Raw genomic sequence first — 12,124 nt, forward strand, 5'->3', positions numbered from 1 at the left:
GATGCCTAAACGTACAGACATTAAAAGTATTCTGATTATTGGCGCTGGCCCTATCATCATCGGCCAGGCTTGCGAGTTCGATTATTCCGGCGCACAGGCCTGCAAGGCCCTGCGCGAAGAGGGCTACAAAGTCATCCTGGTCAACAGCAACCCTGCGACCATCATGACCGACCCGGAAATGGCCGATGTCACCTACATCGAGCCGATCACCTGGCAGGTGGTGGAACGCATCATCGCCAAGGAAAAGCCGGACGCGATCCTGCCGACCATGGGCGGCCAGACCGCGCTGAACTGCGCGCTCGACCTGCATCGCCACGGCATCCTGGACAAGTACAAGGTTGAACTGATCGGCGCCACCCCGGAAGCCATCGACAAGGCCGAGGACCGCTCCAAGTTCAAGGACGCGATGACCAAGATCGGCCTCGGTTCGGCCAAGTCGGGCGTGGCCCACACCATGGAAGAATCGTGGGGCGTGCAGCGCACGCTGGGCTTCCCGGTCATCATCCGTCCATCGTTCACGATGGGCGGCACCGGCGGCGGCATCGCCTACAACGAAGAAGAATTCGAGACCATCTGCAAACGCGGCCTGGAAGCTTCGCCGACCTCCGAACTGCTGATCGAAGAATCGCTGATCGGCTGGAAAGAGTACGAGATGGAAGTGGTGCGCGACAAGGCGGACAACTGCATCATCATCTGCTCGATCGAAAACCTGGATCCGATGGGCGTGCACACCGGCGACTCGATCACCGTGGCGCCGGCGCAGACGCTGACCGACAAGGAATACCAGATCATGCGCAACGCCTCGCTGGCGGTGCTGCGTGAAATCGGCGTCGATACCGGCGGCTCCAACGTGCAGTTCTCGATCAACCCGGAAGATGGCCGCATGATCGTCATCGAGATGAATCCGCGCGTGTCGCGTTCGTCGGCGCTGGCGTCGAAAGCCACCGGCTTCCCGATCGCCAAAGTGGCGGCCAAGCTGGCCGTGGGCTTCACGCTCGACGAGCTGCGCAACGAGATCACCGGCGGCGCGACCCCGGCCTCGTTCGAACCGTCGATCGACTACGTGGTGACCAAGATCCCGCGCTTCACGTTCGAGAAATTCCCGACCGCCGACCACCACCTGACCACGCAAATGAAATCGGTCGGCGAAGTGATGGCGATCGGCCGCACCTTCCAGGAATCGTTCCAGAAAGCGCTGCGCGGCCTGGAAGTCGGCGTCGACGGCCTGAACGAAAAAACCAAGGACCGCGAGAAGATCGAAGAGGAACTGGGCGAGCCAGGTCCCGAGCGTATCTGGTACGTGGGCGACGCCTTCGCCCAGGGCTTTACCTTGGAAGAAGTGCACAACCTGACCAAGATCGATCCGTGGTTCCTGATCCAGATTAAGGAGATCGTGGACCTGGAACTGTGGATGGACACGCAGAAGCTGGAACAGATCGACAAGCCTACGCTGTACAAGCTGAAGCAAAAAGGCTTCTCGGATCGCCGCCTGGCCTTCCTGCTGCAGACCGATGCCAAGACCGTGCGCGCCAAGCGCCACGAACTGAACATCCGTCCGGTGTACAAGCGCGTCGACACCTGCGCGGCGGAGTTCTCGACCAACACCGCCTATATGTACTCGACCTACGATGAAGAGTGCGAGTCCAACCCGACCGACAAGAAAAAGATCATGGTGCTGGGCGGTGGCCCCAACCGTATCGGCCAGGGTATCGAATTCGATTACTGCTGCGTGCACGCGGCGCTGGCGATGCGCGAAGACGGCTACGAGACCATCATGGTCAACTGCAATCCGGAGACCGTGTCGACCGACTACGATACCTCGGATCGCCTGTACTTCGAATCGCTGACGCTGGAAGACGTGCTGGAAATCGTCGACCTGGAAAAACCGGTCGGCGTGATCGTCCAATACGGCGGCCAGACCCCGTTGAAACTGGCGCTGGACCTGGAAGCGAACGGCGTGCCTATCGTCGGCACCTCGCCGGACATGATCGACGCCGCCGAAGACCGCGAGCGTTTCCAGCAGCTGCTGCACAAGCTGGGCCTGCGCCAGCCGCCTAACCGCACCGCCCGCACCGAAGCCGACGCCCTGGCGCTGGCGCAGGAGATCGGCTACCCGCTGGTGGTTCGTCCTTCCTACGTGCTGGGCGGCCGCGCGATGGAGATCGTCCACGAGCAGCGCGACCTGGAGCGCTACATGCGCGAAGCGGTCAAGGTGTCGCACGATTCGCCGGTGCTGCTGGACCGCTTCCTGAACGACGCCATCGAGTGCGACGTCGATTGCATCTCCGACGGCGAAACCACCTTCATCGGCGGCGTGATGGAGCACATCGAGCAAGCCGGCGTGCACTCGGGCGATTCGGCCTGCTCGCTGCCGCCTTACTCGCTGGCGCAAGAGACCATCGATGAACTGAAGCGCCAGACCTCGCTGATGGCCAAGGGCCTGAACGTGGTCGGCCTGATGAACGTGCAGTTCGCGATCCAGAAGCAGGAACGCGACGGCGAATTGCGCGACGTGGTCTACGTGCTGGAAGTGAACCCACGCGCATCGCGCACCGTGCCGTTCGTGTCGAAAGCCACCGGCCTGCAACTGGCGAAGATCGCCGCGCGCTGCATGGTCGGCCAGACCCTGGCGCAGCAGGGCATCACCAAGGAAGTCGTGCCGCCTTACTTCAGCGTCAAGGAAGCCGTGTTCCCGTTCGTGAAATTCCCGGGCGTCGACACCATTCTCGGACCTGAGATGAAATCGACCGGTGAAGTCATGGGCGTCGGCAAGACCTTCGGCGAAGCCTTCGTCAAGTCGCAGCTGGGCGCGGGCATCAAGCTGCCGAAGTCGGGCAAGGTGTTCCTGTCGGTGAAATCGTCGGACAAGCCGCGCGCCGTCAAAGTGGCGCGCGACCTGGTGGAGATCGGCTTCACGCTGGTGGCGACCAAGGGCACCGCGGCCGTCATCGCGGCGGCCGGTATCCCGGTCACGCCGGTGAACAAGGTGGTCGAAGGCCGTCCGCACGTGGTCGACATGATCAAGAACCACGAGATCGTCCTGGTGATCAACACGGTGGAAGAGAAACGCAGCGCCATCACCGACTCGCGTGCGATCCGCACCTCGTCGCTGGCGTCGCGCGTGACGACCTACACCACCATCGCCGGCGCGGAAGCGGCGGTCGAAGGCATACGTCATTTGGACGAGTTGCAAGTGTACGATTTACAAGGGCTGCATAAAACCTTACACTAAGGTTCTTTCGTCGCCTCGGTGACGGAAAACAGTACCTTTTAACCACAGAGCTCGCGCTGCAGGTTGGCGTGGCCTCTGTGGTTTTCCATTGTAACAACAGAGTAAATATAAACATGACTTCAGTTCCACTTACCAAGTACGGCGCAGAACTCCTGAAAGAAGAGTTGCACCAGTTGAAGACCAAAGAACGCCGTATCGTGATCGACGCGATTGCTGAAGCGCGTTCGCACGGCGATCTGTCGGAAAACGCCGAGTACGATGCCGCCAAGGAGCGCCAGGCGTTCGTCGAAGGCCGCATCGCCGAACTGGAAGGTAAGCTGAGCGCGGCCCAGATCATCGATCCGACCACGCTGGACGCGGACGGCCGCGTGGTGTTCGCCTCGACCGTGCACCTGGAAGACCTGGATTCGGGCGCGAAAGTGACCTACCAGATCGTCGGCCTGGACGAAGCGGACCTGAAGCTGAGCAAAGTATCGGTGACCTCGCCGATCGCCCGCGCGCTGATCGGCAAGTCGGCCGGCGACGTGGTGGAAGTGCAGGCGCCGTCCGGCCCGCGCGAATACGAAATCCTGGAAGTGCGATACATCTGATGCTGCTCGCGCGTACACGTTTGCTGGTCGCGACGCTGTGGGCGGGCAGTCTGTGGGCAGTCGGCTATCTGGCCGCGCCGACGCTGTTCGCCACGCTGAGCGACCGGGTGCTGGCCGGCACCATCGCCGCCAGCCTGTTCAGGAACGAGGCCTGGCTGTCGATCGCCTGCGCGCTGGTGATGCTGGCGTTGCTGTGGATTAGCAAGGGCGCGGAGACCGGCGGCATCTTTGCCGGTTCGGCCGCCAACTCGGCCGCCAAGACGCGCCGCACGCTGCTGGTGGTCGTCATCACCATGCTGGTGTGCACGCTGGTGTCGCACTTCGGCCTGCAGCCGATGATGGCCGCATTGCGGGCCGCGGCGGGGCCGGGCGGGGTGATGGAAGATGCCGCGAAGAATGAATTTGGCATGTTGCACGGCATTTCCAGCAGCATTTACCTGGTGCAGAGCTTGCTGGCCGCGTGGCTGGTGGTGAAACAGTAACGGTTAAATAGCAATACGGTAATAACAGTTTCGTCCTTTCCCAGGCGGGAAAGGACGATGCATCAGGCTTATTTCGAGCCCAGTGCGCTCTTCTTGGTCGACTTCTGCTGTGGCTTGGCGCGTTTGATATTGCCGCCTTGCGTCACGCGTTCATTTCCCTTGAGCAGTACCTTGGTCACAGACGGACGTTTGGTGCCGCTTGGGCTAGGCTTGACGATGGTGACTTCGCGCAGGCCCTTGCCGGAGGTCGAACGGGCTTTTTCCGTTTCGATCTTCGGACGGTACAGCACCAGCAGTTTGCCGATGTGTTGTACCGGCGACGCGTCGAGCTGTTCGCAGATGGCGTCGTACATGGCGGCGCGGGCTTCACGGTCGTCGCCGAACACGCGGACCTTGATCAGGCCGTGGGAGTCCAGACCCAGCGCAATTTCCTTGAGGACGTTGGCTGTCAGGCCTGCCTCGCCGATCATGACGATAGGCTTGAGGCCATGCGCTTCGGCGCGCAGAGCGCTGCGCTCAACAGGTGTAAGTTTTTGCATAATATATTTTTAGTGGTTCCCTTAAAGGCAGTATTCTACGCGAATGAAGAAGAAGAAATTAAACAAAAACTGGTTACACGACCACATTAACGACCCTTATGTGAAATTAGCGCAAAAAGAGGGCTACCGCGCCCGCGCCGCTTTCAAGCTCAAGGAGATCGATGAGGACGAGAACCTGATCAAGCCCGGCCAGGTCATCGTCGACCTCGGCTGCACTCCCGGCAGCTGGGGGCAATACGTGCGCCGCAAGCTGTCCGGCAAGGAGGGCGGGGGCATCAACGGCACCCTGATCGGCCTCGATCTGCTGCCGATGGAGCCGATCGCCGACTTCCACTTCATCCAGGGCGATTTCCGCGAGCCCGAGGTGTTGCAATTATTGGAAGATCATGTCAAAGGTCAAAAAATCGATGTGGTGTTGTCGGACATGGCGCCCAATCTGTCCGGTATTGCCTCGGCCGACGCCGCGCGCATGGAGCATCTGATCGATTTGGCAATTGAATTCTCCCAGGCCCATTTAAAACCGAGCGGTTCGCTGCTGGTGAAATGTTTTAAAGACATGGGTTTTAACGATATCGTGCTCAAATTCCGCCGCGAATTCAAAACCGTGGTGCAGAAAAAGCCGAAAGCCAGCCGCGACAAGTCGTCCGAGATTTTCCTGCTGGGGCGCGGCTTGAAAAACCCGACCGACGGCATGAGCTCGGCGCTACCGCTGGAAACTGACGATTTCCCTCTCGAGCGCCCTTGATATTTCGCGCTTGGGCCGCACATCGACACGGTGAGGATCAGTTTTGACTTGATCGCACTGGTATTTTGGTCAAATAATGTGTTTTACGGCTGGAATTTTGGCCGCACGCGCAGGCGGGCTTCTGGCACCGCCTGCTTATTGCGAGTAAAATCGGGTTTCTAGCTATCGGTTAAAAGATGCGCCCTGCATCCAAGGAGTTTTCGTGAATAACATGTTTTCCAAATCAGCCATCTGGGTAGTCGTGGTACTGCTGCTGCTGATGCTGTACAAGCAGTTTGACAGCCACGGCGTGACCGCTGGCGCCAAACCCATCGCTTATTCCGATTTGCTGGATGAGGTCAAGGCCAAGCGTATCAAGGATGTGGTGATCGAAGGCGTCAACATCACGGCCACCCGTAGCGACGACACCAAGGTGCGCGCCACCGCCACCGGCCTCGATCGCGGCCTGGTCGGCGACCTGCGCGACAACGGCGTGCACTTCGACGTGCGTCCGCCTGAGGAACAGTCGTTCCTGCAACAAATCTTCGTTTCCTGGTTCCCGATGCTGTTGCTGATCGGCGTGTGGATTTTCTTCATGCGTCAGATGCAGGGCGGCGGCAAGGGCGGCGCTTTCTCCTTCGGCAAGTCGAAGGCGCGCATGATGGACGAAACCAATAACACCGTCACCTTCGCCGACGTCGCCGGTTGCGACGAAGCGAAGGAAGAAGTCAACGAAATCGTCGACTTCCTCAAGGACCCGAGCAAATTCCAGAAACTGGGCGGCCGCATTCCACGCGGCGTGCTGATGGTCGGTCCGCCGGGCACGGGTAAAACCCTGCTGGCGCGCGCCATCGCCGGCGAAGCCAAGGTGCCGTTCTTCTCGATCTCCGGTTCGGACTTCGTTGAAATGTTCGTCGGCGTGGGCGCCTCCCGGGTGCGCGACATGTTCGAGAACGCCAAGAAGCATTCGCCGTGCATCATCTTCATCGACGAGATCGACGCGGTCGGCCGCCATCGCGGCGCCGGCATGGGCGGCGGCAACGACGAACGCGAACAGACGCTGAACCAGCTGCTGGTGGAAATGGACGGCTTCGAAGCGTCGTCCGGCGTGATCGTGGTCGCTGCCACCAACCGCGCCGACGTGCTGGACAAGGCGCTGCTGCGTCCGGGCCGTTTCGACCGTCAAGTCTCGGTCGGCCTGCCGGACATCCGTGGCCGCGAACAGATCCTGAACGTGCACATGCGCAAAGTGCCTATCGGCACCGACGTCAAGGCCGACATCCTGGCCCGCGGCACGCCTGGCTTCTCGGGCGCCGACCTGGCCAACCTGGTCAACGAGGCGGCCCTGTTCGCCGCGCGCCGCAGCAAGCGCCTGGTCGACATGATCGACTTCGAAGATGCGAAAGACAAGATCTTCATGGGCCCGGAGCGCAAGTCGATGGTCATCCGCGAGGAAGAGCGTCGCAACACCGCGTATCACGAGTCCGGCCACGCCGTGGTCGCCAAGCTGCTGCCGAAGGCCGATCCGGTCCACAAAGTGACCATCATGCCGCGCGGCTGGGCCCTGGGCCTGACCTGGCAGCTGCCTGAGCACGATAATATTTCGGGCTACAAGGACAAGATGCTGGAAGAAATTTCCATCCTGTTCGGCGGCCGTATCGCCGAAGAGATCTTCGTCGGCCAGATGTCGACCGGCGCCTCGAACGACTTCTCGCGCGCCACCAAGCTGGCCCGTTCGATGGTGACCCGTTTCGGCATGTCCGACGCGATGGGTGTGATGGTCTACGAAGACAGCCAGAACGACGGCTTCTTCGGCGGCGCATCGAAAACGATATCCGAAGCGACCCAGCAAATGGTCGATGCCGAGATCCGCAGCATCCTCGACACGCAATACAAGCTGGCGCGCAAGCTGCTGGAAGAGAATCGCGACAAGGTCGAAGTGATGACCAAGGCGCTGATGGAATGGGAAACCATCGATGCCGACCAGATCAACGACATCATGGCTGGCCTGGAGCCGCGCGCGCCGAAAGCCGGCGTGACCATCCGCAAGCATCCGCCTAGCGACGGCGGCTCGGGTGTGTCGCCCAGCGTGACCGCGCCAGCCTGATACTTGGCTGGGTAGCAAGACAGAGGGGTGGGGAGCGATCCTCGCCCTTTTTTTTATTTTTCTTCCGGTTCACCATGCGATCTACATTACAGTTCGGCCGTTTCAACTATCTGTGGCGGGGCGACCGCGTCCGCGCCCGCGTGATGGGCATCCTCAACGTCACCCCCGATTCGTTTTCCGACGGCGGCCGGCATCAGTCGCTGGAATTCGCCATCTCCCATGCCGAGCAGATGATACTGGACGGCGTCGACATCATCGACGTCGGCGGCGAATCCAGCCGCCCCGGCGCGCCGCCGCTGCCGCTGGACGATGAGCTGCAGCGCGTGATGCCGGTGCTGTACGCGCTGCGCGACCTGGGGCCGGCGATCTCGGTCGATACCTACAAGCCAGAGGTGATGCGCGAAGCCATCATCGCCGGCGTCGACATGATCAACGATATCAACGGCTTCCGCGCGCCCGGCGCCATCGCAGCGGTGCGCGACAGCGACTGCGGCTTGTGTATCATGCACATGCAAAACGACCCCCAGCACATGCAGCTGGCGCCCAGCTACAGCGACGTGGTGGCCGAAGTCACCGGCTTCCTGCGCGAGCGCGTCGAAGCGCTGACCGCCGCCGGCATTGATCCGCGTCGACTGTGCATCGATCCAGGTTTTGGATTTGGCAAGACTGTGGAGCATAATTACGCCTTGTTGAAAGCCACCGGGCAGCTGATCGCCGAACTGGGCGTGCCGCTGCTGGCCGGCCTGTCGCGTAAAGCGATGGTGGGCGCGGTGACCGGCAAGCCGGTCGAGCAACGCATGGCCGGCAGCGTCGGCGGCGCGTTGGCGGCGGTGGCGCAGGGCGCGCTAATCGTGCGCGTGCACGATGTGGCGGAAACGGTGGATGCGCTAAAAGTATGGCAGGCTGGAACTAACCTACAACGATAAAGAGAATACACAATGTCACGTAAATATTTTGGAACTGATGGCATCCGCGGCCTGGTGGGCGTTTCGCCGATTACGCCGGACTTCGTCATGCGTCTCGGCTATGCGGCCGGCAAGGTGCTGGCCAAGACCCGCAGCGGCTCGGTGCGTCCGACCGTCCTGATCGGCAAGGACACCCGCATTTCCGGCTACATGCTGGAAGCGGCGCTGGAGGCGGGTTTCTCGGCCGCCGGCGTCGACGTCATGCTGGCCGGCCCGATGCCGACCCCGGCCATCGCCTACCTGACGCGCGCGCTGCGCCTGTCGGCCGGCGTGGTGATTTCGGCCTCGCACAACCCGTTCCAGGACAACGGCATCAAATTCTTCTCCCACCAGGGCACCAAGCTGCCGGATTCGGTCGAGCTGGAAATCGAAGCCGCGCTGGACGTGCCGATGGAGTGCGTGGCGTCGGAAAAACTGGGCCGCGCCAAGCGGCTGGACGACGCCCACGGCCGCTACATCGAATTCTGCAAGAGCACCTTCCCGAACGAGCTGGACCTGCGCGGCCTGAAGCTGGTGGTCGATTGCGCCCACGGCGCCGCCTACAACATCGCTCCGCATGTGTTCCACGAGCTGGGCGCCGAGGTGATCGCCATCGGCAACAAGCCGGACGGCTTCAACATCAACCTGGAGCACGGCGCCACCGCGCCGGAAGCCATGGCCGCCGCCGTGCGCGCCCACGGCGCCGACCTCGGCATCGCGCTGGACGGCGACGCCGACCGCCTGATCATGTGCGACGCCAACGGCCGCCTGTACAACGGCGACGAGCTGCTGTACCTGATGGTCATGGATCGCCTGGCGACCGGCCCGGTGGCCGGCGCGGTCGGCACCTTGATGACCAATATGGCGGTCGAAGTGGCGCTGAAAGAGAAGGGCATCGGCTTCGCGCGCGCCAAGGTCGGCGACCGCTACGTGCTGGAAGTGATGAAGGACAAGGGTTGGCTGCTGGGCGGCGAGGGCTCCGGCCACCTGCTGTGCCTGGACAAGCACACCACCGGCGACGGCATCATCTCGGCACTGCAAGTGCTGTCGGCGTTGAAACGCGCCGGCAAATCGCTGGAGCAGTGCGCCGGCGAGCTGGTGATCTTCCCGCAGACGCTGGTCAACGTGCGCGTCTCGCCAGGGTTTGACTGGACCAAGAACGCGGCCATGGTGGCGGAAAAGGAACTGGTCGAGCGCGAGCTGGGCGACAGCGGCCGCGTGCTGATCCGCGCCTCCGGCACGGAACCATTGATACGCGTGATGGTCGAAGCTCGTAACGCCAGCGATGCGCAGTCGATGGCGCGCCGCATTGCGGACAAAGTGGAAACCCAGCTGGCTGCGTAAAATTTCAGCAGTGTAATAATTCCTTGGCCTGTCATTGACGTAGCGAGAGCCAAGCGTTAGAATACTGTCTTCGGAGTGTGGCGCAGCCCGGTAGCGCACCTGGTTTGGGACCAGGGGGTCCAAGGTTCGAATCCTTGTACTCCGACCAAGAACTTTTAAAACGGGTTGTCGAAAGACAGCCCGTTTTTCATTTCCGCAGCATATTCTTTGTTGCGAACATATCTGCCCATAGCTCAGTTGGATAGAGCATCAGCCTTCTAAGCTGAGGGTCGCAGGTTCGATTCCTGCTGGGCAGGCCATCAAAAAACCAGTATCCATGCGGGTTCCAGCTGATTAGTCTGCATCCCACGCCAATTGCCAGCACCACTGGCTCGGCGTATGACATGCGGTAAGCAGCGCCACTATTTTGTTTCGCGGGTATTGAGGACAGTCAAACCGGTAGCCGGGCTGGCGGGGGCAATCGGATCGCAGTAGGATTGAATCCTATTTGATCTTGTTCTGTCGGAGCCCATCATGCGAACTACTCAACAATTCAGCGTCACCCTGCCGTTGGAGATGGCCGAGGCGGTCAAGGCCAAGGTGGCTGCGGTGAGTATGCGACCGAGAGCGAAGTCATTCGTGATGGCCTGCGTGTGCTGCTGGCACGTGATCACATGATGGAAACCTGGCTGCGGAAACAGGTGGCGTCGGCATTCGATGCGATCAAAGCCGATCCATCGCGCGCGGCCAGTGTTGATGCTGTCCGCGCCCGGTTGGCTGCCGAGCACAAGGCGGCCAGGAAAAAAATGAAAAAATATACAGTCGTCTTCACACCGGAGCGGAAGAGCAGCTCTCCGAGCTGTACCGCTATATTGCGGAGAGGACGTCGGCTGTCACAGCATTGCGCTATACGGAAACAATCGTTGATTATTGCGCAACGCCAAGAACTTTTCCCCATAGGGGGGCGCAGCGTGACGACAATTCGTCCAGGACTGCGTATTACCAACTTCAGGAAAAATTCTGTCATTGCGTCTGCATTCCCTGCGTTCCAATTCTAGGTGAAAAATTAAGAGATAGACAATGTTATACAAAGGGATTATTGTTGGGGTAGGTTTCGGCAAAAAAAGGGACAACCGAAATTCGCCCAAATTCAAAGATATAAACAGTAGGAACTATGGAAACAGTAATGATGGCTGGATTAATTTTGAGCCCTGTTGGACTCATCATTTGCATCCTTATCCCAACAGTCGCTATCCTGTTTGCGCGGCGGCCGCCGTTTCCTGCTGGCCGATTGGCGGCGGGCGACAGAGGTGCTTTGCTGGCACTTGCCTTTGTGGTTGGGGCCTCATCCTATGTGTCTCCACAAGAGGCCGCCTCGGTATGGAAAGTTCCCCTAGAGCGATATTGGAGCTCACTGGTCGAACAATTTATGCCTACGTTCGTTGTTGCCGCATTTGTGTCAATCATCAGTATTTCATTTGTTGGGGTTCCTGTGCTCATTGCGCTATCAAAAGCTGGTAGAGCCACCTTGCCATGGTTTGTCTTGGCTTCGGTAGTTATCTCAACGTTTGTGGCAATTTTCGCCTATTCATTAGTGCCTTGGTCATCCAATATTACCTTTTTCGGAATACTCGGGTTCTTAGTTGTCACCCATGGCGTCTTAACTATCGGATTTTCCTTAGGTGTTAAGTTGCCTTGGGGCCCGTATAAAAGTTAGTTCTAGGGAACCGCTGATTTAATCGATTTTTCGACCCAATCAGCGTTGCAAGTCTTTGATTTTTCAGGTAATGTATTTTCAGGAAGCGAATAAATCAGCACTTCCCTAGGTGTGCTTGGCTAACGGCCTGGAGCCGCTGGCGGAGAACTTTAATATTTGTTGGAGACGGAAAATGTCAATCCAAGCTTCATTGATCCCGTGGCGATTTGTTTTTCTTTTTTATTACGCTGGCTTCTTCTGTAAGTTTGGCCCAGGATTCACCCCAAGATGTTACTGGCGAGCAGATCCGTTTTTATAAATTAGGAATCGAAACGGGCTGCCGTGACCAAGGGCGCGGAAGGGAGACAAAAACGCTGAAGTGTTTTGTTCATGCCTCATGGATGTATTGAATGCAAATATGGCGTATGAGGAATGGCAGAAAGCATATTATTTTTCTCAAAAACGGCAAGGCCGAGAAGAAATGCAA

At 59.5% G+C, this 12,124-nt stretch carries 10 protein-coding genes, 2 tRNA genes and 1 pseudogene; 12 read left to right on the top strand and 1 reads right to left on the bottom strand.

Annotated elements, in window-relative coordinates:
* The first annotated feature begins 1 nt into the window (after position 1).
* The 3 genes from carB to AC1RMD_RS14230 all read left to right on the top strand — a co-directional run bounded on the left by carB (position 2) and on the right by AC1RMD_RS14230 (position 4,304).
* The gene (gene carB, locus AC1RMD_RS14220) at positions 2–3,232 is read left to right on the top strand and encodes a carbamoyl-phosphate synthase large subunit (protein WP_492927256.1); all 3,231 of its coding nucleotides are present in this window, start codon (positions 2–4) and stop codon (positions 3,230–3,232) included.
* Between the two features lie 113 nt (positions 3,233–3,345).
* Positions 3,346–3,822: a transcription elongation factor GreA gene (gene greA / locus AC1RMD_RS14225; protein ID WP_492927258.1), complete on the top strand. Its 477-nt coding sequence runs from the start codon at positions 3,346–3,348 to the stop codon at positions 3,820–3,822.
* A complete protein-coding gene (locus AC1RMD_RS14230; protein WP_492927260.1) occupies positions 3,822–4,304 on the top strand; it encodes a DUF4149 domain-containing protein in 483 nt (160 codons plus the stop codon). The genes greA and AC1RMD_RS14230 overlap by 1 nt, the downstream gene beginning before the upstream one ends.
* A 68-nt stretch (positions 4,305–4,372) precedes the next feature.
* Here AC1RMD_RS14230 and AC1RMD_RS14235 read toward each other — a convergent pair whose 3' ends face one another.
* Positions 4,373–4,843, bottom strand: a complete 471-nt coding sequence (locus tag AC1RMD_RS14235; protein WP_492927262.1) for a YhbY family RNA-binding protein — start codon at positions 4,841–4,843, stop codon at positions 4,373–4,375.
* A gap of 43 nt (positions 4,844–4,886) precedes the next feature.
* Between AC1RMD_RS14235 and AC1RMD_RS14240 the strand changes: the two genes are divergently transcribed.
* The 9 genes and pseudogenes from AC1RMD_RS14240 (at position 4,887) to AC1RMD_RS14280 (ending at position 11,658) form a co-directional block, all read left to right on the top strand.
* The gene (locus AC1RMD_RS14240; protein ID WP_332855332.1) at positions 4,887–5,588 is read left to right on the top strand and encodes an RlmE family RNA methyltransferase; all 702 of its coding nucleotides are present in this window, start codon (positions 4,887–4,889) and stop codon (positions 5,586–5,588) included.
* Between the two features lie 202 nt (positions 5,589–5,790).
* Positions 5,791–7,674 (top strand): ATP-dependent zinc metalloprotease FtsH, encoded by a 1,884-nt coding sequence (gene ftsH, locus AC1RMD_RS14245; RefSeq protein ID WP_199538451.1) that lies wholly within the window; start codon positions 5,791–5,793, stop codon positions 7,672–7,674.
* A gap of 74 nt (positions 7,675–7,748) precedes the next feature.
* Entirely contained in the window at positions 7,749–8,600 is an 852-nt protein-coding gene (gene folP, locus AC1RMD_RS14250; protein ID WP_492927264.1) for a dihydropteroate synthase, read from the top strand.
* A gap of 12 nt (positions 8,601–8,612) precedes the next feature.
* Positions 8,613–9,962, top strand: coding sequence for a phosphoglucosamine mutase (glmM, locus tag AC1RMD_RS14255; RefSeq protein ID WP_492927266.1), 1,350 nt, complete (start codon positions 8,613–8,615; stop codon positions 9,960–9,962).
* Between the two features lie 71 nt (positions 9,963–10,033).
* A tRNA-Pro gene (locus AC1RMD_RS14260) sits at positions 10,034–10,110 on the top strand.
* A 74-nt stretch (positions 10,111–10,184) separates the two neighbouring features.
* A tRNA-Arg gene (locus tag AC1RMD_RS14265) sits at positions 10,185–10,261 on the top strand.
* 214 nt (positions 10,262–10,475) lie between these two features.
* A pseudogene (locus tag AC1RMD_RS14270) lies at positions 10,476–10,741 on the top strand (ribbon-helix-helix domain-containing protein); the annotation flags it as partial.
* Between the two features lie 71 nt (positions 10,742–10,812).
* Positions 10,813–11,052 (top strand): hypothetical protein, encoded by a 240-nt coding sequence (locus tag AC1RMD_RS14275; protein ID WP_492927347.1) that lies wholly within the window; start codon positions 10,813–10,815, stop codon positions 11,050–11,052.
* A gap of 63 nt (positions 11,053–11,115) precedes the next feature.
* Positions 11,116–11,658, top strand: a complete 543-nt coding sequence (locus AC1RMD_RS14280) for a hypothetical protein (protein WP_492927268.1) — start codon at positions 11,116–11,118, stop codon at positions 11,656–11,658.
* The last annotated feature ends 466 nt before the right edge of the window (positions 11,659–12,124 follow it).

It is taken from the genome of Duganella sp. GW822-FHT06D06 (assembly GCF_058799615.1).

What these genes read in the sequence shown, in the direction of transcription:
- AC1RMD_RS14235 (WP_492927262.1), bottom strand. Translation starts at nt 4,843, where the DNA reads ATGCAAAAACTTACACCTGTTGAGCGCAGCGCTCTGCGCGCCGAAGCG.
- carB (WP_492927256.1), top strand. Translation starts at nt 2, where the DNA reads ATGCCTAAACGTACAGACATTAAAAGTATTCTGATTATTGGCGCTGGC.
- AC1RMD_RS14240 (WP_332855332.1), top strand. Translation starts at nt 4,887, where the DNA reads ATGAAGAAGAAGAAATTAAACAAAAACTGGTTACACGACCACATTAAC.
- folP (WP_492927264.1), top strand. Translation starts at nt 7,749, where the DNA reads ATGCGATCTACATTACAGTTCGGCCGTTTCAACTATCTGTGGCGGGGC.
- AC1RMD_RS14280 (WP_492927268.1), top strand. Translation starts at nt 11,116, where the DNA reads ATGGAAACAGTAATGATGGCTGGATTAATTTTGAGCCCTGTTGGACTC.
- AC1RMD_RS14230 (WP_492927260.1), top strand. Translation starts at nt 3,822, where the DNA reads ATGCTGCTCGCGCGTACACGTTTGCTGGTCGCGACGCTGTGGGCGGGC.
- greA (WP_492927258.1), top strand. Translation starts at nt 3,346, where the DNA reads ATGACTTCAGTTCCACTTACCAAGTACGGCGCAGAACTCCTGAAAGAA.
- glmM (WP_492927266.1), top strand. Translation starts at nt 8,613, where the DNA reads ATGTCACGTAAATATTTTGGAACTGATGGCATCCGCGGCCTGGTGGGC.